18 protein-coding genes are annotated in these 22,145 nt (G+C 61.9%); 5 read left to right on the forward strand and 13 right to left on the reverse strand.

The window, feature by feature from the left end; genetic code table 11:
• Positions 1–5: 5 nt before the first annotated feature.
• On the reverse strand, positions 6–758 hold the full coding sequence (locus tag NMA52_RS15980) for a porin family protein (RefSeq protein WP_254828706.1): 753 nt from the start codon (positions 756–758) through the stop codon (positions 6–8).
• A 64-nt stretch (positions 759–822) separates the two neighbouring features.
• Between NMA52_RS15980 and NMA52_RS15985 the strand changes: the two genes are divergently transcribed.
• Both NMA52_RS15985 and NMA52_RS15990 read left to right on the forward strand, forming a co-directional pair.
• On the forward strand, positions 823–1,872 hold the full coding sequence (locus NMA52_RS15985) for a hypothetical protein (protein WP_254828707.1): 1,050 nt from the start codon (positions 823–825) through the stop codon (positions 1,870–1,872).
• Between the two features lie 36 nt (positions 1,873–1,908).
• Positions 1,909–2,865 carry an isopenicillin N synthase family oxygenase gene (locus tag NMA52_RS15990; RefSeq protein ID WP_254828708.1) on the forward strand — a complete coding sequence of 319 codons (957 nt, stop codon included), beginning with the start codon at positions 1,909–1,911 and terminating at the stop codon, positions 2,863–2,865.
• Positions 2,866–2,893: 28 nt separating this feature from the next.
• Here the strand turns inward: NMA52_RS15990 and NMA52_RS15995 are convergent, their stop codons facing one another.
• From NMA52_RS15995 to NMA52_RS16025, 7 genes are all read right to left on the reverse strand, one after another.
• Positions 2,894–4,366 (reverse strand): hypothetical protein, encoded by a 1,473-nt coding sequence (locus NMA52_RS15995; RefSeq protein ID WP_254828709.1) that lies wholly within the window; start codon positions 4,364–4,366, stop codon positions 2,894–2,896.
• Complete coding sequence (locus NMA52_RS16000; RefSeq protein ID WP_254828710.1) at positions 4,363–5,886, reverse strand: FAD-binding domain-containing protein; 1,524 nt, start codon at positions 5,884–5,886, stop codon at positions 4,363–4,365. The genes NMA52_RS15995 and NMA52_RS16000 overlap by 4 nt, the downstream gene beginning before the upstream one ends.
• A 311-nt stretch (positions 5,887–6,197) precedes the next feature.
• Positions 6,198–8,492, reverse strand: coding sequence for a GH92 family glycosyl hydrolase (locus NMA52_RS16005; protein ID WP_254828711.1), 2,295 nt, complete (start codon positions 8,490–8,492; stop codon positions 6,198–6,200).
• Positions 8,493–8,648: 156 nt separating this feature from the next.
• Positions 8,649–10,061 (reverse strand): pyridoxal-dependent decarboxylase, encoded by a 1,413-nt coding sequence (locus tag NMA52_RS16010; protein ID WP_254828712.1) that lies wholly within the window; start codon positions 10,059–10,061, stop codon positions 8,649–8,651.
• 99 nt (positions 10,062–10,160) lie between these two features.
• Positions 10,161–11,708, reverse strand: coding sequence for a ComEC/Rec2 family competence protein (locus NMA52_RS16015; RefSeq protein WP_254828713.1), 1,548 nt, complete (start codon positions 11,706–11,708; stop codon positions 10,161–10,163).
• Positions 11,709–11,751: 43 nt separating this feature from the next.
• The gene (locus NMA52_RS16020) at positions 11,752–12,135 is read right to left on the reverse strand and encodes a hypothetical protein (protein WP_254828714.1); all 384 of its coding nucleotides are present in this window, start codon (positions 12,133–12,135) and stop codon (positions 11,752–11,754) included.
• Between the two features lie 172 nt (positions 12,136–12,307).
• Complete coding sequence (locus NMA52_RS16025) at positions 12,308–13,315, reverse strand: Gfo/Idh/MocA family protein (RefSeq protein ID WP_254828715.1); 1,008 nt, start codon at positions 13,313–13,315, stop codon at positions 12,308–12,310.
• A gap of 112 nt (positions 13,316–13,427) precedes the next feature.
• Here NMA52_RS16025 and NMA52_RS18880 point away from each other — a divergent pair, with 112 nt between their 5' ends.
• Positions 13,428–13,556 (forward strand): hypothetical protein, encoded by a 129-nt coding sequence (locus tag NMA52_RS18880; protein WP_256534333.1) that lies wholly within the window; start codon positions 13,428–13,430, stop codon positions 13,554–13,556.
• Here the strand turns inward: NMA52_RS18880 and NMA52_RS16030 are convergent.
• Positions 13,553–14,932, reverse strand: coding sequence for an FAD-binding oxidoreductase (locus tag NMA52_RS16030; RefSeq protein WP_254828716.1), 1,380 nt, complete (start codon positions 14,930–14,932; stop codon positions 13,553–13,555). The two genes, NMA52_RS18880 and NMA52_RS16030, sit on opposite strands and share 4 nt — an antisense overlap.
• Before the next feature lie 123 nt (positions 14,933–15,055).
• The gene (locus NMA52_RS16035; protein ID WP_254828717.1) at positions 15,056–16,102 is read right to left on the reverse strand and encodes a nickel-binding protein; all 1,047 of its coding nucleotides are present in this window, start codon (positions 16,100–16,102) and stop codon (positions 15,056–15,058) included.
• Positions 16,103–16,297: 195 nt separating this feature from the next.
• On the opposite strand from NMA52_RS16035, the gene NMA52_RS16040 reads away from it, so the two are divergent.
• On the forward strand, positions 16,298–17,293 hold the full coding sequence (locus NMA52_RS16040) for a hypothetical protein (protein ID WP_254828718.1): 996 nt from the start codon (positions 16,298–16,300) through the stop codon (positions 17,291–17,293).
• A 3-nt stretch (positions 17,294–17,296) separates the two neighbouring features.
• Here the strand turns inward: NMA52_RS16040 and NMA52_RS16045 are convergent, their stop codons facing one another.
• Together NMA52_RS16045 and NMA52_RS16050 are read right to left on the reverse strand one after the other, a co-directional pair.
• Positions 17,297–18,040 (reverse strand): DUF2490 domain-containing protein, encoded by a 744-nt coding sequence (locus tag NMA52_RS16045; RefSeq protein ID WP_254828719.1) that lies wholly within the window; start codon positions 18,038–18,040, stop codon positions 17,297–17,299.
• A gap of 57 nt (positions 18,041–18,097) precedes the next feature.
• Complete coding sequence (locus NMA52_RS16050; RefSeq protein ID WP_254828720.1) at positions 18,098–19,732, reverse strand: alpha-amylase family protein; 1,635 nt, start codon at positions 19,730–19,732, stop codon at positions 18,098–18,100.
• Between the two features lie 98 nt (positions 19,733–19,830).
• On the opposite strand from NMA52_RS16050, the gene NMA52_RS16055 reads away from it, so the two are divergent.
• Positions 19,831–20,790: a TIGR03885 family FMN-dependent LLM class oxidoreductase gene (locus NMA52_RS16055; RefSeq protein WP_254828721.1), complete on the forward strand. Its 960-nt coding sequence runs from the start codon at positions 19,831–19,833 to the stop codon at positions 20,788–20,790.
• Positions 20,791–20,831: 41 nt separating this feature from the next.
• On the opposite strand, the gene NMA52_RS16060 is transcribed toward NMA52_RS16055, so the two are convergent.
• Entirely contained in the window at positions 20,832–22,121 is a 1,290-nt protein-coding gene (locus NMA52_RS16060) for an adenylosuccinate synthase (RefSeq protein WP_254828722.1), read from the reverse strand.
• Between the last annotated feature and the right edge of the window lie 24 nt (positions 22,122–22,145).

Genomic DNA, 22,145 nt, shown 5'->3' on the forward strand with positions numbered 1-22,145 from the left:
GATGTCTAGAACATGACGCCCAGCAGAATAACGATGGAGTTCACCTTGCCCTTGCTGTTGTCCTTGGCCGGATCACGTCCGACCCGCGTCAGGCTGGTGTTGTTGTCGCGGGTCAGGTCGACAAAGCCCGACTGGAAACCGATGCCGCCCACGATGGCGGTCTGGGTAGATACGGCGTACTCCACGCCGCCGCCGAATCCCCACGAGAGGTTCAGCGCGTTCACTTCCTTGCCGATGTCGAAGTTCTCGTCGGAGCCGATAAAGCCGGCGTTCTCGATGCTTCCTTTCGAATTGGTGACGATGCCGAGGTTGAGGGATGGTCGGACGAAATACCGCATGTACCCGAATTCCCGCGTCCGCATGGTAAGGCCGAGCGGGATCTCGACGAACTGAATTTTATAGTCGAAGGTCTTGCCGCTGAGCTGGGTCGGCGTGGGGGCCGTCACCAGCGTCTCGCCCAGGGATTCACTCCAGATGTTGACTTCCGTGAACTGCTCGTCGTACCGCAGCGCGCCGCCGGAACCGAAGTGAAGGTTCAGGCCGGTATGCACGCTGTAATTGTCCTGGAAGTAATACTCCGCCATGAGTCCGAGCTTGAGCCCGAGGTTCGTACCGTCGCCTTCGATCAGGTTGTTGTCGGTGCCCATGTAGCTGAAAGTCGGGCTGAGCTGAAAGCCGAACTGAATGGGATTGGTCTGGGCTTGCGCGCCGACGGACGCCAGCAAAAGGGCGCAGGTGAGGAGTAGGGGAGACTTCATTCGGAAATAATTGGGTTTGTAGATCGTTGTCAAACGAGCCGGCGGTGCCGGTGTTTAGCGCACGATGAAAGATAGCAGACACTTAACTCCCCTCCTCCCCCTCCTGTTGCTGATCCTGGGGTCCTGCTCCCCCGACGAACCACCTCCACCCGACGTCAGCCATATCGACGTCCCCCTTACCGTACTTCGCTTCGACCGCGCGCTGGCCGAGTTGGATACCACCACCCTGGATACGGAGATGGCCCGGCTCGACGAGACCTTCGGTGACTTCACCGACGTCTACTTCACCCACATCGTACCCCTGCGGGGGGGAGATCTGAACCCGGCGGAAAGCAGCAACGTACTCCGGGCCTACCTCGAGTACCCCCTCACCCGCTTCGTGGATTCTATCGTAGGGCAGCGTTTCGGGGCGGGGCCGCAGGTGCAACGTCTTACCGAGGAGCTGCGCCAATCCCTCCGTTACTACAAGCATTACCTGCCCGGGGCACCGCTCCCGGATACCCTGGTTACCTACGATAGCCACTTCGAACTGGCCGCCTTCCTGTACGGCGACGGGCAGTTGGCGGCGGGGCTGGAATTCTTCCTCGGCCCCGACTTCGACTACCAACTCGTGAATCCCGAGGAACCTATCTTTTCCGACTACCTCGCCCGGAGCTACACCCCCGCCCACTTTACCGGCAAGCTCCTGCGGGTACTCATCGAGGATCGCTTCCCCGCGCCCCGCAGCGGCCGACTGATCGACTACCTGGTCTATGAGGGCAAAAAGCTTTACCTGCTCGATCTACTCCAACCGGAGACGCCCGACCACGTGGTCTACGAGGTGAGTCCGGAAGAAATGGAGTGGCTGCGCGACAACGAAACCGAGATCTACGCCTACCTCCAGCGGGAAAACGAACTCTACGCCACCGACGTCAATAAGATCAAAAAGTACACGGGCCCGGCGCCTTATTCCCAGGGCATGCCGCGGGAGTCGCCGGGTGGCGCGGTGAACTACGTGGGCCGACAGATCGTGGCCTCCTTTTTGTCCGCCAACCCCGACGTCAGCATTGCCGAACTGATGGCCATGCAGGACGGTCAGGACATTTTACGGCGCGCGCGCTACAAACCGAGATAGCCCCAACGGTGTTAAGACCCGTACAAACTTAGCATCATGACCACCACCACCCCCCGTACCATTCCGCTCGTCGACCTTTCGCAGTTCGAGAAGGGCGACCAGGCCCAGCGTCAGGCCTTCATCGAGCAGCTCGGTAGCGCTTTCCACAACATCGGCTTCGTGGGCGTGACCGGTCATGGTATCGCCAAGGACCTCATCGACGATTTCTACGCCGCGGCCAAGGAATTTTTCGCCCTGCCCGTGGAGCTCAAGCGCCGCTACGAAGTACCCGGTGCCGCCGGCCAGCGGGGCTACACCAGCTTCGGCAAGGAGCACGCCAAACAGTCGCAGGTCGCCGATTTGAAGGAATTCTTCCAGATCGGTCAGGAACTCGCCGACCGCAGCGACAGCGCCTTCCAGGCCAACCCCGAAGTGACGGAGGTGCCGCAGTTCATGAAGCTGGGTACCCAGTTGTACCGCTCCTTCGAGGCTAGCGGCGGCAGTTTGCTGCGGGCCATCGCCCTCTACCTCGGACTGGACGAAAAGTACTTCGACCAGTACATCAACGACGGAATGAGCATTCTGCGGGCCATCCACTACCCGCCCATTACCGAGGAACCCAAGAGCGCCATCCGCGCCGAACAGCACGAAGACATTAACCTGATCACCCTGCTGGTGGGGGCCAGCGCCGGTGGCCTTCAGTTGCAAACCGCTTCCGGGGAGTGGCAGGAGATCGTGCCCGAAAACGACGAGATCGTCATCAACGTAGGCGACATGCTCCAGCGGCTGACCAACAACTACCTGAAGTCGACCACCCACCGCGTCGTCAACCCGCCCCGCGAAGAGTGGGACAAGCCCCGGCTCAGCATTCCCTTCTTCCTGCACCCCCGCCCCGAAATGAAACTCGACGTACTGCCCAGCACCGTCACGCCCGACCGTCCGCAGGCCTACGCGCCCATCACCGCCGGAGAGTACCTCGACGAACGGCTTCGCGAGATCGGCCTGAAGAAGTAGCGACGACACGACTGTTTAGGTATCCCGGTCAGCCGACGTACCGCTCCACCGCCTCGCCGATTTTCGGCACGTCGACCCGTCCGGTTTCCCGACCGGCCCGCTCCGCGAGCCACTCCGGCACCCCGTCCCGTTTGCGTAGGGCCCCGTCCCCCTTCGGAGCGACCCAGCCGTAGACGGGGAGTTCCCGATATCCCTTGCGGGCCTCCCCGAATCCCCACCGGATACCCCCGTAAGTGGAAGCATCGCGTCCGTCGAGGCTGAAGCGGTCGTTTAGGTAGCAGGCTACGCCGAAGGCTTCCCGGGGGTCGGGCCGCCAGCGATGGATCTGTTTGACCCAGTACATTCGCAGGTTGTTGTTCATCCAGCCGTCCAGCAGAAACTCCTTCTGGGCGGCGTTCCACGTCTCGTCATCGGTCTGCCCGTGGATCAGTTCCTCCAGACCGTACACCCGCTCCCGGGGATCCGTAGCGTGGTCCAGGAGCGACTCCCGGGCCCATTCGGGGAGCCCCGACCACTGATTGAAGTCCTTCACGTGCCGGCAGCGGTGGTGGTAAAATTCCCGCCAGGTGAGTAGCTCGTCCAGGAATTTGTAGCGGGCGGCGGGGTGGAGGCCGGCTTCCCGTTCCGCCGTCAGTACGGCCGCGGCTACCTCCCGGGGGGAGAGGACCCCGAAGTGCATCCAGGGGGATATCCGGGTGGAGCTGTCGGGCAGGGCCGGATTGTTGCGCGTCCACTTATACCGGGGCACGACTTCCCGCACGGCGTAGTCCAGTCTTTCGAGAGCCACCGAGCGCCGTCCGGGAAAATCTTCCACCGGACCGACCGTCATGTCCACGCCGCACTCCGCGATCAGATCGTCCAGTGAGCTTTCTTCGATCTCCGTAGCGGTAGCGGAGCCCAGGTCGAGTTCCCCCGCGTAGCGGGGTAGCGTCGGCACTTGCTCCAGATCGGTGTGCAGGTGCAGGTCGCGCAGGCCCTTGTACGCGGCCCGGAATGCCTTCGTCGTTTCCAGATGGTCCGGAAAGGCGTTCATGGGTACGGCACAGCAGGCATCGATGCCCCATACCGCCCCGGTGAAGCGACGGGCCAGATCGTCGGCGTAGGTGCGGGTCACGAACGTGGGAACGTCATCCACGATCACGGCGGCCGCGCGGCGGGCCAGGCGAGCTACCACGTCCACCTCGCCCTCCCCCGATCGCCGTACCCAGCGCACGAAGCGAAGACCGCGTTCCTCCACGCCCGGCCCCAGTTCCAGACTGGCTTCCAGAATGAAGCGGTGCAGCCGGTGGGAAGCATAGGGATAGCGATTCTCCAGGGCATGGATGACCACGACTGGCAGCCCGAGCTCGTTCCCGAGCAGGATGGCGGCATCTATAGTGGGGTTGTGCGTGGCCCGCAGCGCCTGCATGAGCCAGCAGAGGACGTACTCTTTTCCCGTCGCGTCGACGGCGTGGGGGGTCAGGGGGCGGGTCCGCAGGTGCAGTATTTCTTCGGGGGTCAAGCGGGCTTGGTTTTCTTCCGGGGTGGACGCCGGGGACCCTTGCGCGATCCGTGGCGGGCGTAGACCTCCTCGGCCAGTTGCCGGGTTTCGGGGAGGGTCTTGATGGCGTAATAGTCTGCCTTCATGGCCCGCGAATTTTCCCGCCAGTCGACGGGGGGTGTCGGGTAGCCGGGTACGGGAGACAGGTGATGGCGCAGGATAGCCTGCGGCTCGGTATCCCGCAGTTCGGGGATCCATTGCTTTATGAATACGGCTTCCTTGTCGTGATCGGCGAGCTGCTTGTCGGGGGAGTAGATGCGGAGCTGATTGATTCCCACCACTCCGGCCTGCATCTGGGTCTGGGAGATGTGAATGCCCGGCTCGTAGTCGGCCCACAAGCGGGCGGTAGGGTACAGGATCTTCCGCCAGTCGATGCGCAGGCTGTGTACGGCGACGGACGTAATGAAGGCCCGCATCCGAAAATTAAGGAAACCGGTTGTGGCGGCACAGCGCATACAGGCATCCACGAGCGGCCAGCCCGTCCGGCCCGCGAGCCAGGTATCGAGGTAGCCGTCCCCCGGGGTGGGTAAATCTTCGTAGGCCGGATTGAGGGGGGTAAATTCCATACCGGATTCCGATTCCAGCCGCTGGATGAAGTGGTCGCGCCAGTGCAGTCGGCTCTTGAAACTGCGCAATGATTTGCGCCAGACTTTCGCCTCGCCGTCTTCCCGATCCTTCAGCTCCTCCTGTCGGGCTTCGGTCGCGGCGTATACCTGCCGGCCGGTCAGCGTCCCCCAGGCCAGGTGTACCGACAGCCGGGAGCCGCAGGTGAAGGCCAGATTGGGCGAAGAGATGCCCCCGCTGTAGCATTCTCCCCGCTCGTAGAGAAAGCCGCGCAGGGTATTTTCCGCCGCCGCCTCGCTGATCGCCTGCCGGTAGCGCCGCTGATCGGGGGTCAGGGCGTGGCCGAAAGTGTCGGGTCGGAGGGCTTCGGTCGGGAGGTTCTCCCCGGTGAGCCGGCCCGGCGGGATGCGCAGTTTGTTCAACGCTTCCGGGGCGGGAGTGGGGAGGATGTTCTCCGCCCGCATGAAATCTTTCCAGCGTTTGGCGCGGCGGTCGCGGTCGAGGCCGCCCCGGAACACGCCGGTCTGGGGAAGTTCGTGCCAGTCAACCCCGTTTGCCGCGACCCAATTGGCCATGGCCCGGTCGCGGCGGTACGTAAGTTCGGACCCGATCTCCTGGTGGGAGTAGATCGTGCCGATGCGTTGCTGTTCGTGGATGTAGCCGGCTCCCGCGACCGCGCCCCGGTGTAAAACGAGTACTTCTCCACCGTGGGCCTCCAGTCGTCGGCGTAGCTCGGTAAGCGCCTCGCACCAGGCCGCTACGTGGAAGGCGGAGGTTTCCGGAGCCGCCAGGAGGTCGGGCTCGAAGAAGAACACCGCCAACACCCGCTCGTGGGCCGCAAGGGCCGCCGTCAGGGCCGGGTTATCGGCGAGTCGGAAGTCTTTTTTGATCCACCACAGGGCGAGCGGACGGTTCATCGGGTGGACATTTACCTGCTACAAGGGTAAATCGATCATTTGTGTTGACCTGTAGCGGCGACTTCAGTCGCTAAGCTGCCCTTCTATCAAGAACAGCATGACGGCTAAAGCCGTATCTGTTAAGGCGACTTCAGTCGCTAAGCTGCCCGCCGATTAAGGACAGCGTGATAACTAAAGCCGTATCCGTTAAGGCGATTTCAGTCGCTAAGGTGCCTGTTTATCAAGAACAGCATAACGGCTGAAGCCGTCGCTACACATTTTGAGTACCACGCTGCATGGAGGGATAGGCAGCATGACGGCTAAAGCCGTCGCTACTCGTTGGAAAGAGAATAGGGATAAGCTGCCTCGCTAGTGCCCCGCTCCAAATTCGGTTCGTCTGTCATCTCGAAATCCAGCGTGGCACCCTCCATCAGCGTATTGTGGCCGACCCAGTTCTTACCGTACGCCTCGCCGTTCAGACGCAGTTGCCGGACGTAGCGGTTCTCATCGCTGTTTTCGGGGGCGTTGATGACCACGGTGTTCCCGTTCTCCAGTTGCAGGGTGATCTTCCGGAAAAGGGGGGCACCCAGCACGTACTCGCCGGTGGCCGGAGCTACCGGGTAAAAGCCCAGTGCCGAAAAGACGTACCAGGCCGATGTTTGTCCGTTGTCCTCGTCGCCGCAGTAGCCGTCGGGGGTGGGCAGGTACATACGGTTCATGGTTTCCCGCACCCAGTGCTGCGTCTTCCAGGGCTGACCGGCGTAGTTGTAGAGGTAGATCATATGCTGGATGGGCTGGTTGCCGTGGGCGTACTGTCCCATGTCGGCGATCTGCATCTCTCGAATTTCGTGGATCACCTGGCCGTAGTAGCTCTCGTCGAAGACCGGGGGCAGGGAAAATACCCGGTCGAGCTGAGCGGTGAACTCCTCCTCCCCGCCCATCAGGTCGATCAGTCCCTGCACGTCGTGAAAGACCGACCAGCTGTAGTGCCAACTGTTGCCCTCGGTGAAGGCGTCGCCCCACTTGAAGGGGTTGAAGGGGGACATAAATTGTCCGTCGCGATTCTTGCCCCGCATCAGCTTGGTTTCGGGGTCGTAGAGTTTTCGGTAATTGAGGCTACGCTGACGGTACTTTTCCACCTCCGCGGCGGGCTTGCCGAGGGCCTGGGCGAGACGGTAGATAGCGAAGTCGTCGTAAGCGTACTCCAGGGTGCGTGCCGCGTTTTCGTTGATGCCGACGTCGTAGGGCACGTAGCCCAGTTCGTTGTAGTATTCGGCGCCGGCCCGGCCCACGGCGGTCAGCGGACCTTCGTTGTTTGCTCCGTGTACGAGCGCTTCGTACAGGTTTTCAATGTCGTACGTATAGGCGTCACCACTTTTCAGGTAGGCTTCGGCGACTACGGAGGCCGAGTTGTTTCCGACCATCACGTTGCGGAGTCCGGGGCTGGCCCATTCCGGCAGCCAGCCGCTTTCGGTGTAGGCGTTCGACAGCCCCTCCTGAATGTGACCCGTGAGCTCCGGATACATCAGGTTCAGAAAGGGGAAGAGGGCCCGGAAGGTATCCCAGAAACCCGTATCCGTAAACATATATCCCGGGCGCACCTCGCCGTTATAGGGACTGTAGTGCACGATCTTACCCTCCGCGTCGTACTCGTAAAACTTGCGCGGGAATAGCAGCGAACGGTACAGGCAGCTGTAGAAGATTCTGAACTGGTCGATGGTGCCGCCCTCCACCGCGATGCGGCCGAGCTCCCGGTTCCATTCCTCCCGCCCCTTGTTCTTTACCGCATCGAAGTCATCTCCTCCGATCTCCTCCAGGTTGCGCTCCGCCTGCTCGTAGCTGATGAAGGAAGAGGCTACCCGGGCGTTGACCTGCTCTCCCTTCACCGTTTTGAATCCGATAATCGCACCCGCGTGGTTCGATTCCTGCTCCAGTGCATCGGTCAGGGTGGTATCGCGGAAGGTCTGCGTCAGTTCGAAATCCTTATCGAACTCGACCACGAAGTAGTTTTTAAAATTGTCGGGCACGCCGCCGCTGTTTCGGGTGGTGTAGCCGATGATCTTCCGTTCCTCCGGCACGATCTTCACGTACGACCCCCGGTCGAAGGCGTCGACGATCACGTAGCTGCTGTCGGTCTCCGGGAAGGTGAAGCGAAAGCGGGCCGCCCGCTCCGTGGGCGTGATCTCGGTCGTGACGTCGTGGTCGGCCAGGTACACCCGGTAGTAGTGGGGCTTCACTTCCTCGGCCTTATGCGAAAACCAGCTCTGCCGTTCCTCCTCCCGGAAGCGCAGTTTCTCCGTTACCGGCATGAGGGAGAACTGGCCGTAGTCGTTCATCCACGGCGAGGGCTGATGGGTCTGCTTAAAGCCGCGAATCCTGGTAGCATCGTAGGTGTACGCCCAACCATTGCCCATCTCCCCGGTCTGCGGCGTCCAGAAGTTCATGCCCCAGGGGCGGGCGATGGCGGGGTAGACGTTGCCGTTGGAAAGACTGTAGTGAGAGTCGGTGCCCAGGAGCGGGTCGGCGTAGTCGACCGGATTATCAATCTCCCCGAGCAGGGCGGTCTGGCTGTCGCCCGGAGTGGGATACGCGAAGAAGGCGGTGAGGAGGAAGAAGGTCCGTAGCATAAGCGAAGGTTGGAATTCCCAAATTTGCTCGAAACCCCGGTATTTTTCGCTAAGCCGGTGAGCAAAAGGCGAATTAAGCGGATTAATCGACCCGTTCTGTCGCTCAGCAGAGGCTGGCCCGGCTACGTAGTGGGGTATAGCACAACGGCGGTATTGCTATACGGCGGCGTCGAGCAGGTCGACCAGGCGGTCGATGTCCTCCGGGGTGGATGCGTAGTTCGTGATCCCGGCCCGCAGGGTATCAACGCCCCGAACGGGATAGACGGACAGCCACGCCTCGCCAAAGTCCACTATCCTCTGGCATACGCTGCGGGCGAACGCACCCGCATCGTTAGTACCCGGCCGCGAAAAACAGACTACGGGCAGCGGGGTATCGTTTTCGATGATCCAGCCACGAGCGGTGAGTCGCTCTCGCAGGTAGTTGCCGAGATCGACGTGGTGGCGAATAGTCTCCGCGTACCCTTGCCAACCGAAGACGAGCAGGGACAAATACATGCGTAGCCCCAGGAAGCGACGGGACCACTGAATCGTGTGGGTGTAGGGATCAACGATGGAAAGCGTGCTGCCTTCCCGGGGCATGTACTCGGCCGTGGTGCGGAAGGTCCGGTCGAGGATGTCCGGGTGGCGGGTGAGGAACATCCCCGTTCCCATGGGTACCGAAAGCCACTTGTGAATGTCCGTGATGATCGAATCGGCCCGCTCGATACCCCGTAACCACGCCCGGTAGTCTTGGTGCAGTACGGCCGCCCCCCCGAAAGCCGCGTCTACGTGGAACCACACATCGTGCTCGGCGCACGCCTCCGCGATAGCGGGCAGATCGTCGATGGAGGCCGTGCCGGTCGTGCCCGCCGTGGCGATGACCATTACGACCTCCCGCCCGGCGGCCCGATCGGCGGTCAGGCGTTTGCGCAGGGCGGGAAGGGACAGGCGCAGTCCCGCGTCCGTCGGGAGTTGTACGACCGAATCGAGGCCCAGGCCCACCACCCGCGCCGCCTTGACCACGGAATGGTGAGCCTGATCGGAACAGTAGATCACCGGTCCCGCGTCCCCGAACGCCCGGTAACCCCGGTTGGCGAAGGTGGGGAATCGGTGATTGAGCGCGCAGAGAATACCGGTCAGATTAGCCTCGGCACCGCCGCTGGTAAACGTGCCGTCGATCGTGCTTTCCCCGTATCCAAAACGTTTGCCGTATTCCCGGATGAGATAGCGCTCCACCTCGGCCGCGAAGGGAGAGTGGCTCCAGGCCGCCAGTTGGGGATTGAAGTAGGCCGCGATCAGGTCCGCCAGAATGGAGGGGAAGTTGGTGCGCGGATTGTACAGTCCGTAATACATGGGATGCGGTACGTGCACCTGGTACTCCAGCAGGTTGTTCACCACGAAATCGACGGCTTCCCCCGCCGGTACCGCCCTCGAGAAGTCAAATTGCCCCACTACGTCCCTCACCCGCTGCGGATCGAGTTTCGGCGCAACCCTCCGGTCACGAGTATGCGTATAGTAAGCTTCCAATTGCGGCAGCAGCTCATCGAACAGCTGGCGGCGGTGGTCTGGTGTAAGGTCGAAGGGAGTCATTGGTGGGGCTTATCGGTCTCCAATAGTACGCAATACCCGTACAATGCTGTCTCCCGGCAGCGCCAGTACAATGCTGTCTCCGACAGCGCCCCCACCCCTCTACCTCAACTCCAACTCTCCCGCCCCATCGATCACGTACTCGTAATAGAACCACTTCTTCTTATCCGATAGCTCCTCCAGCTTAAAGGCCGTGATCAACCGCTCGCCGTCGGTTTTGAGGTAAATAGCGCCGTACACGTCCACGTTGGTCCGGGCCAGTTTCCGAACGCGCTCCTTAATGGAGCGGAGGAGGTCAATGCTCCCCCCCTCACTGGCTAGTGCGTCAATTTCATCGTTGAGTTCCTTTACCCTGGCCGGGTCTTCCAACTCCCGGGTGGAGCGCTGCAACTCCGTAGCCAGGATCACCGGTGCCTCTCCCCGACCGGCTTTGCCCAGGCGACCCAGCAGATCCGGACGGGGGTGCACGTGCCCCTCCTGATCGCCCGAAGAGATCACGAAGCACGCCGGATGCACCACCCGGAGAAATTCGTCGGTCACCTTATCGGAGCCGTGGTGGCAAACCTTGAGTACCTCCGCCCGGAACCAGTGGGGGGTGACGTCCATCATGTGCCGGTATTCGACACTGCCCCAGCGGGGAAAGCGCGCAAGGCCCGCGTAGTGGCGCAGCAGGTATTTTTCCGCGGGCACGTTCAGGTCGCCGCCGAACAGGATCTTATACTTCCCGAAGTGGAGGCGGAGCAGGATTGAATGACCGTTCTTGGTCTTGTTGTAGTTGCTGCTGATGCGGCGCAGACGGAGAAGGCCGGTCTCTCCGGACTCCACGATCGGGCCCAGTACTTCGATACTGTACGGGCGGTCGCGACGGGGTTCGAATCCGGGCAGGTAGGCGCGATCGTCAACGTGTACGCTATGGGCGGGGTTGGTGGAGAGCATGCGGATGTTGTGGATGCGCGGATTGTGCAGCGCACTGTGCATGATGGGGGCGAAACGGTAGTTCCCGAAATTCGCATTGTCGGCGAAGTGGCGCTGAATGTCGCCGCGATCGGTGGCCAGATCCTCGATGTAATAAACCCCACTGCCGGGCGGGTCCTCGGTGAGTCCCCCGACCTTATCAAAATTACTGCCGGTAGGCCGCTCGACCAGGCCGTTGTGGTATACGGTATCGAAGCCGATGCGGTGGTCGTTGAAGATCGTCCGGAAACCGAGGTAATGGTCGGTATCCGGATGGGTCATCACCGCCGCGGAAAACTGAAAGCCGCGGTAGGCCCGGAATCGGCCGTCAAGAAAGGTCCGCATGTGTGACGATTCGCCGGCGTCGATCACGATGATCTTCTCCCGGGCATCCCGTTCGGGGGTGATGAGTACGGCCCCGTCCCCCTGCCCGACGTCGAGAAAAATGATCTCCAGCGGTCGGCGGTCGGTCGTGTGCTCGCGGGGGATGTACAGAATGAGGTCGTCGGTTCGGGGTGCCCAGTTGACGGTTACCCACTCCGGGCCCACGGCGGGATGGCGGCGGTCTTCGGCCAGTCGGAGCCAGTCGCCCCACAGCACCTGACGCACGCGGCGGAATTCCGCTTCTTCCGGATCATAGGCATAGAGGTAAACGGATCGCCCGTTCGCTCCTAGATCTACGTAAGTGTGGGACATGGGAATGCATTAGACGGCCCGGAACGTAGAGAAGATACGGGCTTTAACCCAGGGCGACGTAATAGATCACCACGGCGATGGTTCCGGCCAGCACGAGTGTGAGGAACAGTAAGCGAAGCGAAGCGCTCCACCGACCTACGAGGGGGAGAATTTCCGTTAGCAGTTCCAGCTCCTGCAGGCGGCCGAAGGTGTACGTCACGGTGGATTCGTCGACCGGAATGCCCTCCGCGCGCAGGAGATCAGCGGCGGCGGCACGATCCTCGGCCCTTACTTCGATTACCGCTCCCCGGTTGCCGAGCAGATAGGCGCCTACGTGCAAACTGTACTCGAACAACACCCGGTACTCCAGGCCCTCCCGGTCCAGGGACAACTTGATCACCGTAAGCGTCTGCAGATCGAGTACTTCGGTAAGGTGAACGTATGGCACGGATGGGAAATGATACGGATCGGTCCGTCCGACAGCACGACCTGGCGGAGGCTGGTCCGCCGGTTGCCTAGCCGGACGGACACAAGGTACACCCCGGGCGACATACCGGGCTCCTCGTAGAGTACTCCGAAAACCCGTTTGTACTCGGCCGGGGGAGAGTCCTTTTGCACCGCTACACCAGGGGTAGAGTGCCGAGTATCCGGTCCATGACCCAACTGACATGGGTGGCCGACGCACCGGTGGAAGGGTGAACGTAGTCGCCGTTTCCCAGCAGGTCGCGTGCCATATTCTCTACGTGGGGGAGTTGTACGGTAGCGGGGTGCTCGAGGAAGGTTTCGCTGCGTCGGCCGTCCCGCTCCAGGACCAGGGCCTGGTCGTCGAACACCGAAAACCGGATGGTCCCCGCGCTGCCGAATATTTCCACCTGGTCCAGAGCCTCGCCGGTCCCGAAATTCCAGCTACCGGTACCGGTCGCGCCGGTGTCGTGTACCCAGCACGCGGTTACGGCGTCTTTGGCACCGTACAGACCCTGCTGATTTAGGCTGATGCCGTGGACGGAAGTAATGTTTCCCAGATAATAGGTGAGCAGATCGAGCCCGTGGCTGGCCAGATCGTCGAAGTAGCCACCGGGGGCCACTGCGGGGTCCGTTCGCCAGTTGGGGGCTCCCGACCGGTCGGGAGGGCCGGGCGGCTTGCACAGCTGCAGACTGACGTGGCGCACCGTTCCGATAGCCCCTTCCTGCAACCACGCCTTTACCCGTTCGAAGCGGGGCAGCGACCGCCGGTAGTAGGCGACGAAGAGGGGAACCCCCGCCCGGTCGAAGGCCTCCGAAATGGCCCGGCTATCCCCGTAGCTGGGGGCAAGGGGCTTTTCGATGCAGCAGGGCTTGCCGGCGGCGACGACCTTCAGGCCGTACAGCCGGTGGGTGTCCGGTGGGGTGGCGATGTATACCGCGTCAATGTCCGGATCGTTAATGAGAGCATCGGCATCGGTAGTGTATTTGTCCACGCCGTGGCGCCGGGCGTAGTCCTTTACCTTCGCTTCGTCGCGGCGCATCACGGCGGCCAGCCGGAAGCCCTCCGTTTGTCGGTACGCCGGCCCGCTCTTCACCTCGGTGACGTCGCCACAGCCGATGATGCCCCAGCGGACGGGGCGGGAAGTGAAGTAGGGTCGGGACATGGCGAGTGGAAACTAGCGGGTGAACGTCTTAATAACGGTGCCCCAAGCTACGAATTCCGGCCGGCAGTAATATCGACCCCCGCTCTCGTCAGCGCATGCAACTCCCGGCAAGTTGTCCACGGTACTGATGGGGGAAGTCGGTCACCGGAAGTTCAGGAGTAATGCGACCACCAACACGGATGCCGCGGAGTACGAAGCGGCCGGCGACACGGAGATCGGCTCCCGCACACCGCCGCGCTAGGGCGCGATGTTCTGGTTGATGCAGAAGAGGTTCTCCGGATCGTACTTCCGCTTGATTTCCACCAGGCGCTCGTAATTATGCCGGTAGCTGGCCCGCACACGCTCAGCCCCCTCATTCATCATGAAGTTGGAATACGCGCCGCCCAGGGAGGAGGGGTGAAGGGCCTGGTGGTAGTCTTTGCACCAGTCAGTGATCTTGCCGGCGTTCTCCGGGGCCGGGTCGACCCCGACCACCACCCCCGCGTACTTCGCGTCGCGGTAAGCCCAGGCCATGGCTTCCGGGTCAACCCGCCCCGCGGCCCCACTGATGGGGTACAGGTGCATCTGGGAGAGGGGCGTTGGGATCCTGCTGCCGAAGTCGCGGTGTCGGGCCGCGGCTTCCGGCGTGATACGGTCGAAAAAATCGCCGCGCCAGTACCACTGCATCCCGTGGGGCATCATGCCGTCAAACATCGTCTGGACGGCGGGGTACGGCATTTCCCCCACGTGTTCGAAGACGGGGTCGAGCGCACGTGCCGGTGCGATCAGCTTATCAAATCCGTCCTGCTCTCCGGTATAGCACCAGACAATCCCGCAGAAGGGTTTGAGGTGCAGCTCCTCGGGAAAGGGCGGGCCGGGGATCATCATGGTGGCGACGAAGCCGTTGAGGTCGTCGGGTTGTTCGTGCAGAAAGCCGTCGTACCAGGCCATGATTTCCTCGGTGCGCTCGATGGGCCACAGCATGGGGCCGCCGATCACGGTCTTCAGGGGGTGCGCCCGAAACTGGAAAGCCGTGACGATACCGAAGTTGCCGCCCCCGCCGCGGATGGCCCAGAAGAGATCGGGATGGCTGTGCTCATTCACGGTGACGAAAGAGCTGTCGGCCAGCACCATGTCCGCTTCCAGCAGATTGTCGATGGTAAGGCCGTACTTACGCGACAGGTGACCGACCCCGCCGCCGAGCGTCAACCCGCCCACTCCCGTGCTGGAAATGATGCCCGCGGGTACCGCCAGTCCGAAAGCGTGCAGCGCGTGATCGACCTCTCCCCACAGGTTGCCACCCCCGACCCGCACGGTACGGTTGTCGGTATCCACGCGTACGAACTTGATGCCCGATAGGTCGATGACCATGCCGTCGTCGCATACCCCCAGGCCGCCGCCGTTGTGACCGCCCCCACGCACTGCCACGGGAATGCCGTTGTGACGACCGAAGTCGACCGCGGCGAGCACGTCCGCTACGTCTACGCATTGCACGATCAGCAGGGGGCGCTTATCGATCATTCCGTTGTAGACCTTACGGATCTCGTGGTAATCGGTTTCGGTGGGCGTGACGATGCGTCCCCGCAGCAGTGCGGAGAGGGCATCCAAATTGAGTTGATCCAGGGTGGTCGCTTGCATGGTGGTTGGTGTTGGTAGAGAAATGGACGGATCTTTCCGATACCATAATTTACCCGTACTACGGTCGTGTGGTCGTTAACGACCGGCTCAATCCCTTGTACACAGGGTTCAGGGACAGTCTACCTAATCCGGAATCCACTCGCTGGGGGAGTGGCCGAAGCGCTGCTTAAAGACCCGACTGAAGTAAGAAGGACTATTAAATCCGACCTCGTAAGTGATTTCGGAGATGCTGAGGCGATCCTCCCGCAGTAGTTGCAGGGCGCGCCGCAGACGGATGTTGGTGATCAGCGCGCCCGGCGAGAGGTTAAGCAGCGACTTCACCGCGCGGTAAGCGGAGGCTTTACTCAGTCCCATGAGCTGATTAAAGCGAGCGACCGTGAGAGCGGGAGACGCCAGTTCGGCTTCCACGACGGCCAGCGCCCGGGAGAGGAAAGCCAGGTCGCGTTCCGACAGCAGGCTCCAGGAAGTCTCTACGGGGGCATCCCCCCGGGGAAGTACGGTGTTGGTCGCCCGATCCACGAAGGTCACGTTGGGCATACCGAGGTGGGCCAGTACCCGCAGGTCGCGCTTGGCCGCCTCGAAGAGGAGACTGCTGTGGCGGTCCAGCAACTGCCCCGTCGTCAGGCCGATCTGGTACTCCACCTTCCCGCCGGCACGCTGCAGCGCCTGGGTAAGGAAGCGTGCGCAGCCGATCGCCTCCATACGGTGGTGGAAGTACGCCAGCGTGTGCGGGCCGTCGTGGGGCAGCAGGTATCCGTTTTGCTGCACGATCAGCGATGTGAGCTCTTCCCGGTCCAGTCCCGCGCAAAATTGAAATACGTCGAGGCGCAGAAGGGTGCGGAACCCGGTGTCCAGGACATCGTCGGATTCGGCATACGCCAGGTCATTCTTGATTCTGCCCAGGAGCAGGAAGCGTGATTCGTCCTCGGTCACCTCCACGATGTTACAGGCGGTCATGCCGTGGGATTCCCGATGGACGGCATGACAGGCCTCCCGGTTAGGACCGCGCATGAGGCAGAACACCTTTTTGTTAGTTGTATCCACCCAGTATTTGAGCTGCTGTACGCCGTACTTCTTCTCGACGTTCAGGTCCTGGACGTGGGCCCGGGCCACGTCTTCCGCGACCAGCGTTTCGCTGTCGATGATGTGGATATCCATGAAAAGCGGCATGGGAGTTTCCTTTAATGGGTGTGCGTTCTCCTGAAAGGGGTGTGCCTTGGGGAATATCCTGAGGGTGTAAACTCACATAAGGTAAGGTATTTCCTCCGCTCCCGCGCTCCGCCGCCCCCTTGATTCGGACGGGTAATTCCCGTACCTTATGGAAAGCGTGCGATTCGCGCGGTCACTCACCAAATTCTACGCATTATGGCTAAGGCATCCGGCAAGGGTAAGCTGCAATCCGGGGCGGCTACCGACGTGAAGGCCATGCTGCGGGACAATCCCTCCTTCGTTCAGCCCTTCATCTACACTACCGGAGACCTACAGGCCCTACAGTCGTGGGGCGAAACCCTCGCGCCCATCGTGCAACAAACCGCGAAGGGCTACGCGAAGGGGACCCTACTCGCCGACGATTGGGCACCCTCCGAAAAGGACTGGAAGCGCGTCGCTAAGGAACTTCCGGAAGCCATAGCACCCTACCGCAAAATGCTGGGTAAGTTGCGGGGAAGCGAAGTGACGAAGGAAGAGTGGAAAGCCCTCACGAAAATCGGACTGGCCCGGGCCCGGAAGGGTATGCAGGCCATGTTGCCGACCGATTCCCCCTTCGCCCGCATTCTGGCGGCTAACCTGGCGGCTGACGGCACCTACACTCTCACCGGTCCCACGCTCACCTACCACTCCCCGATGGGGCCACAGTTGCCACTGGCGCAGATGCAGATTTCCACGCGGGACGAGGTTGCTAAGGGTCTGCTGAGCCTTTCCATCATCGCGGAAGTCATCGGACTGATCGGTGCCCTGGTGGGCATCAGTTTTCCTAAGGTCGATCTCGTAAAGCTGAGCAACAAGCTCGGTGCGCGCACCCGCAGCCGCCTGGTCTTTCGGCAGATCGACAAGCTGTTCAAAGTACTGCAGAACAAACAAAAATCCCTGGCCGATAAGCTCGAAGCGATCCTCGATTTCGTGAATCGCCTTTCCCGGGCGGGCATCATTTCCGACGTGGCGGCCGGTATCCTGTCCTCCATGAGTTGGTGGGAGATCGGCGCGAGCCTCGTCATGCTGGCCGCGCAGTTGGTGCTGCTCTCCAATCCGGCGACGGCCTCGGCACTGGCCGCCAAGAAGGCGATTGCGCTGGGCTCGGCCATCTACGCCCTGGCCAAGAAGGGGCTCGACCTGGGGCGGCTCTACGCGGCCGAACAGACCTGATCATTACGATCCCTCCGTACCCACGCGGTGGCGCACGACCAACCACAGCAGTTCCGAGCGGCGGAACACCCCGGGCGTATCCGTCGGTGCCGACTGCTGGGTGTAGCTCAGCGACAGGGCGAAGCGGTCGTTCAGTTCTAGGCTGGGACTCAGGAGGATACGGTTGCGCAGCTGAGCACCGTAGTCGTTTCCGCCACCCATCTGCAGCAATACTTCGTCACCGACGGTGAGCGACAGCCGCCGGTTCGGGTGAGTTCTGGAAAGTGACAGCTGCAGGATCCGCAGGCGCAGGGCGTACCGGGGCCGGAAAAAGAAGGCCGACGTGACGGGGGAGTTCGTAGCCCGAAACCGGAAAAAGCGTTCCTCGATCCGGAGCCGGTGACTGAGCGGAATGCCCCACAGCTGGTGCCCGATACTGGCTTCCTGAAAGGGGCGGTGCTCCACTACCCGCACCTTGCCGTCGTCGTAACGCCCCGCGTAAGCGTAGCCGGCGGCGGCGCGCAGGAGCGGACTGATCCGGAACACGCCGGCGGTCCGCACCATATGCTGACTGAGTTCCCGCAGGCCGGTACGCCAGCGGAAGCCGACGTCGCTCTGCAGAGTCCACCGGTGGTGCAGCTGGAACTGGTTCAGGTAGCGAACGCCCTCTTCGGTATCGTGGAGGACCTTCTTCGACTGGGCGGGCAAGTGCGCTACGGGCAGCGCTACCCACGCTACGGCGAGCAACAGGAAGTACGGGAGCCTCATCAAGGGTGCGAAGTTACCGGGTAAATGTAATGCGCCGCCCGGCAACAAGCTCCGTATCTAGAGGGCCTTTAATCTAAACCAGCGGTAGCCGTAGGAGCCGAGCCGTACCAGCTGAGTGCCGTCGGGTTCGGGGGTGTACTGGGTGACCTCCCGCAGATCGATGAGCCGCGATTCGGTCTCCGGTGCCTTATCGAGCTTCACGACGAGGGGCTCGTCACTCAGGTTGTGGAGGATCAGGACGGTCTGGCCGCGAAAACGGTAGCGAATGCCGAGTACGGCGGGTTGTCCGGTCTTGACGAGTTCCCAGTCCCCGTAGCCGATCTCCGGGCATTCCTTGCGTAGGCGAACCATCCGTTTGGTCCAGTTGAGCAGACTGTCGTCGCGGCGCATCTGCTCCTCCACGTTGAGCATGCGGTAGGCGTAGGGCCCTTCGCCGATCGGCGGATGCACGAGTTGTTTGTTGTCGGCCGACGAAAAGCCCCCGTTCTTCTCCTGACTCCACTGCATGGGGGTACGTACCGCGTCGCGTTCCTTCAGGCTCAAATCATCGCCCATGCCAAGCTCGTCGCCGTAGCGCATGACCGGGGTGCCGGGAAGGCTGAACATCAGGCTGTAGGCCAGTTCAATCTGTGGCCGGTCGCTGAGCATGGGGGCCAGGCGCCGGCGGATGCCGCGGTCGTAAAGTTGCATGTTTTCCTTCGGCCCGAAGTGCTCGAACACCAATTGGCGTTGCTCCTCGGTGAGCCGGCCCAGGTCGAGCTCGTCATGATTACGCAGGAAGTGACCCCACTGGGCCAGAGGGACCGACACGCGGGTTTCCTCGAGTGCCTTGCGCAGGGCCGTGCTGTCCTGACTGGCCAGGGCGTGAAAGAGGAACTGGTTGACGTAGAAATTGAACATCATGTGCAGCCCGCCACCCTCGGCGAAGTATTCTTTCGCCTTTTTCGGATCGACGTTGGCCTCCCCGAGCAGGATGGCGTCGCCGCGGCGCCAGGACAGAAATTGCCGCAGGTCCTCCAGAATTTCGAAGCGAATTTTCACGTCACTCAGTCCGCCCGGCCGCTGGGTTTCGAGTACGAAGGGTACCGCGTCCACCCGGAAGCCGGCCACCCCGAGCGAGAGGTAGTAGCCCACCACCCGGTGGAGTTCCTCGCGCACGGCGGGGTTGTCAACGTTCAGGTCGGGCTGAAACTCGTAGAAGCGGTGGAAGTAGTACTTGCGGGCCTTACGGTCGTAAGTCCAGGTGCGTTCCTGTACCCCGGGAAAGATGATGCCCTCCTCGGCGTCCTCGGGCTTTTCCTTGCTCCAGACGTACCAATCGTGGTAGGGGTTGTCCTCCCCCTCCCGCGCCTGCTGGAACCAGGGGTGCTGGTCGCTGGTGTGGTTGATGACCAGGTCGATGATCACCTTGATCCCCCGATCGTTGGCCAGATGCATGAACTCGGCGAAGTCACCCCCGCTGCCGTGCCGCGGGTCTACCCCGTAGTAGTCGCTGATGTCGTAGCCGTTGTCGCGATTGGGGGTAGGCTGAAAGGGGGCCAGCCAGATGACGTCGACGCCGAGGCCGTGGAGGTAATCGAGGCGGTTGCTGAGGCCGCGGAAGTCGCCGACCCCGTCGCCGTTGGCGTCCATGAAGGTTTCGAGGTCGAGGCTGTAGATGATGGCATTCTTGTACCAGTAATCGTCAATCATGCCGGTGTAACGGGATCGGGGGAGCGGGGTGCGCCGGTAGGGCGGCAAAGTTTAAACATCCGGCGCGGACCGGCATTAGAGACACAAACCCATCCTCTATGCCCACTTTCGGTTACCAGATCTCCCACGAACAGTTCACCCCGCGGCGGCTACTCGACCTGGCCAGGCAGGCGGAGCGGACCGGCTTCGGAGAGCTGGCCAGTTCCGATCACCTCTTCCCCTGGAGCGAGGCTCAGGGGCAGTCCGGCTTCGCGTGGAGCTGGCTCGGCTCGGCACTGGAGGCCACCGGCCTGCCCTGCGGCGTGGTGAACTGTCCGTACGAGCGCTATCATCCGGCCATCATCGCCCAGGCGGTGGCGACCCTCTGCCAGATGTACCCTGGGCGCTTCTGGCCCTGCTTTGGCAGCGGGGAATTCCTCAACGAACACATCACCGGCAACCACTGGCCCGAAAAGGCCGCCCGTAACCGCAAGCTGGCCGAGGCCGTCTCGGTGATGAAGCGGCTGTGGTCCGGGGAGCGGTTCACTCACCGCGGTGAATTCATCACCGCCGAGGAAGTACGCCTCTATACCCTACCCGAGGAGATGCCCCTGGCCGTAGGTGCCGCCATCACCGCCCGTACCGCGGGCGAGATCGCTTCCTGGGCCGATGCCCTCTACACCGTCTGGAAACCCCATAATAAACTCGACGACGTCATCGACGCCTTCCGCCAGAACGGCGGGGCGGGCAAACCGATCTACCTCAAGGTGGATCTCTGCGTAGCTCCTACCGAGGCCGAAGCGAAGCGGCTGGCCCACGAACAGTGGCGAACGAATATCGGCACCGGCTCGGTGCACGGAGAACTGCGGATGCCCGAGCACTTCGAGGCCGCCAGTCAGTTCATCGGGGAGGAGGAGGTCGCCGAGTCGATCCGCATCACCCTCGACCCCGAGGAACACGTCGAGCTCATTAAGAAAGACCTCTCCCTGGGCTTCGAGAAGATCATCTTCCACAACGTGGGGCTGAATCAGGAGTACTTCTTCGACTTCTTCGGCAAGGAAGTGCTGCCGCGGCTGTAGGACATGGGCCCCCGGGCCCCGCGGTGCTCTTCTTCCGGCCTCTACCGCACCTGCACGCCCGCCGAGCGCAGCACCAGCTCCTCCCGGTCCGGCCCCGTCGATACCATCGTCACCGGCACGCCCAGCTTGTTCTCCAGGAATTTCACGTAATTGATGCAGGCATCCGGGAGTTCGCTTTCGCTTTTGGTACCCGACAGGTCGGAGTTCCAGCCGTCGATGTCGGTGTACACCGGCTCGTAATTTTCGTGCACCAGGTCAAAGGGCAGTTCCCGACTCAGTTCGCCGTCTACCCGGTAGGCGTCGGCGGCCCGGATGGTCTCAAAGTTGTTGAGTACGTCCACCTTAGTTACTACCAGCTGAGTTACGCCGCTCAGCATAATGGTGTAGCGGAGCTGGACCAGATCGATCCAACCGCAGCGGCGGGGCCGGCCGGTGGTGGCTCCGAATTCAGCGCCTTCCTTGCGCAGGAATTCGCCCGTCGCGTCGTGCAGTTCGGTGGGGAAGGGACCGCCCCCTACCCGCGTACAGTAAGCCTTGGTAATGCCGATGACCTCGCCGATCTTCTGGGGGGCAACGCCGAGTCCGGTACAGACGCCGGCGGTGATGGTGTTGGAGGAAGTGACGTAGGGGTAGGTGCCGAAGTCGATGTCAAGCATACTGCCCTGAGCACCTTCGGCGAGAATTTTCTTACCGTCCTCGAGCGCCTGGTTGATGTAGAACTCACCGTCTACGAAGGGCAATTTTTTGAGCCGGTCCACGGCTTCGAACCAGGCCTGCTCCTCCCCGGCCAGATCGAACTCAATGTAGGGATAAAGTCCTACCAGTTGCAGGTGTTTTTCCTTGAGGCGCTCGTATCGCTCCTTAAAGTCCGGCGCGGCCAGATTACCGACGCGCATGCCGTTACGGCCGGTTTTGTCCATGTACGTCGGTCCGATGCCCTTCAGGGTCGAACCGATCTTGCGCTCCCCCTTCGCGTTTTCACGGGCGGCATCGAGCAGGCGGTGGGTCGGCAGGATCATGTGGGCCTTCCGGGCGACGAAGAGCCGTCCGCGGTAGTCGATACCGGCCGCGTCGAGTTGGTCCAGTTCCTTCGACAGGGTAATGGGATCGATGACTACGCCGTTCCCGATCAGGTTGAGTTGTTCCCGGCGGAAGATGCCGGAGGGCACGGTATGCAGGACGAATTTTTTGCCGTCAAAGATGAGGGTGTGCCCGGCGTTCGGTCCTCCCTGAAAGCGGGCGATGATATCGTATTGGGGAGCCAGAACATCCACGATCTTGCCCTTTCCCTCGTCTCCCCACTGGAGACCTAAAAGTACGTCTACGGCCATTACAACTGCCTTTTGGGGACTGCC

This window comes from Lewinella sp. JB7 (assembly GCF_024297185.1).
Taxonomy (GTDB): Bacteria; Bacteroidota; Bacteroidia; order Chitinophagales; family Saprospiraceae; genus Neolewinella.

Coding starts and splice junctions, on each gene's coding strand:
- NMA52_RS15980 (WP_254828706.1), bottom strand. CDS start 758: ATGAAGTCTCCCCTACTCCTCACCTGCGCCCTTTTGCTGGCGTCCGTC.
- NMA52_RS15985 (WP_254828707.1), top strand. CDS start 823: ATGAAAGATAGCAGACACTTAACTCCCCTCCTCCCCCTCCTGTTGCTG.
- NMA52_RS15990 (WP_254828708.1), top strand. CDS start 1,909: ATGACCACCACCACCCCCCGTACCATTCCGCTCGTCGACCTTTCGCAG.
- NMA52_RS16000 (WP_254828710.1), bottom strand. CDS start 5,886: ATGAACCGTCCGCTCGCCCTGTGGTGGATCAAAAAAGACTTCCGACTC.
- NMA52_RS16005 (WP_254828711.1), bottom strand. CDS start 8,492: ATGCTACGGACCTTCTTCCTCCTCACCGCCTTCTTCGCGTATCCCACT.
- NMA52_RS16010 (WP_254828712.1), bottom strand. CDS start 10,061: ATGACTCCCTTCGACCTTACACCAGACCACCGCCGCCAGCTGTTCGAT.
- NMA52_RS16015 (WP_254828713.1), bottom strand. CDS start 11,708: ATGTCCCACACTTACGTAGATCTAGGAGCGAACGGGCGATCCGTTTAC.
- NMA52_RS16025 (WP_254828715.1), bottom strand. CDS start 13,315: ATGTCCCGACCCTACTTCACTTCCCGCCCCGTCCGCTGGGGCATCATC.
- NMA52_RS16030 (WP_254828716.1), bottom strand. CDS start 14,932: ATGCAAGCGACCACCCTGGATCAACTCAATTTGGATGCCCTCTCCGCA.
- NMA52_RS16035 (WP_254828717.1), bottom strand. CDS start 16,102: ATGCCGCTTTTCATGGATATCCACATCATCGACAGCGAAACGCTGGTC.
- NMA52_RS16040 (WP_254828718.1), top strand. CDS start 16,298: ATGGCTAAGGCATCCGGCAAGGGTAAGCTGCAATCCGGGGCGGCTACC.
- NMA52_RS16045 (WP_254828719.1), bottom strand. CDS start 18,040: ATGAGGCTCCCGTACTTCCTGTTGCTCGCCGTAGCGTGGGTAGCGCTG.
- NMA52_RS16050 (WP_254828720.1), bottom strand. CDS start 19,732: ATGATTGACGATTACTGGTACAAGAATGCCATCATCTACAGCCTCGAC.
- NMA52_RS16055 (WP_254828721.1), top strand. CDS start 19,831: ATGCCCACTTTCGGTTACCAGATCTCCCACGAACAGTTCACCCCGCGG.
- NMA52_RS16060 (WP_254828722.1), bottom strand. CDS start 22,121: ATGGCCGTAGACGTACTTTTAGGTCTCCAGTGGGGAGACGAGGGAAAG.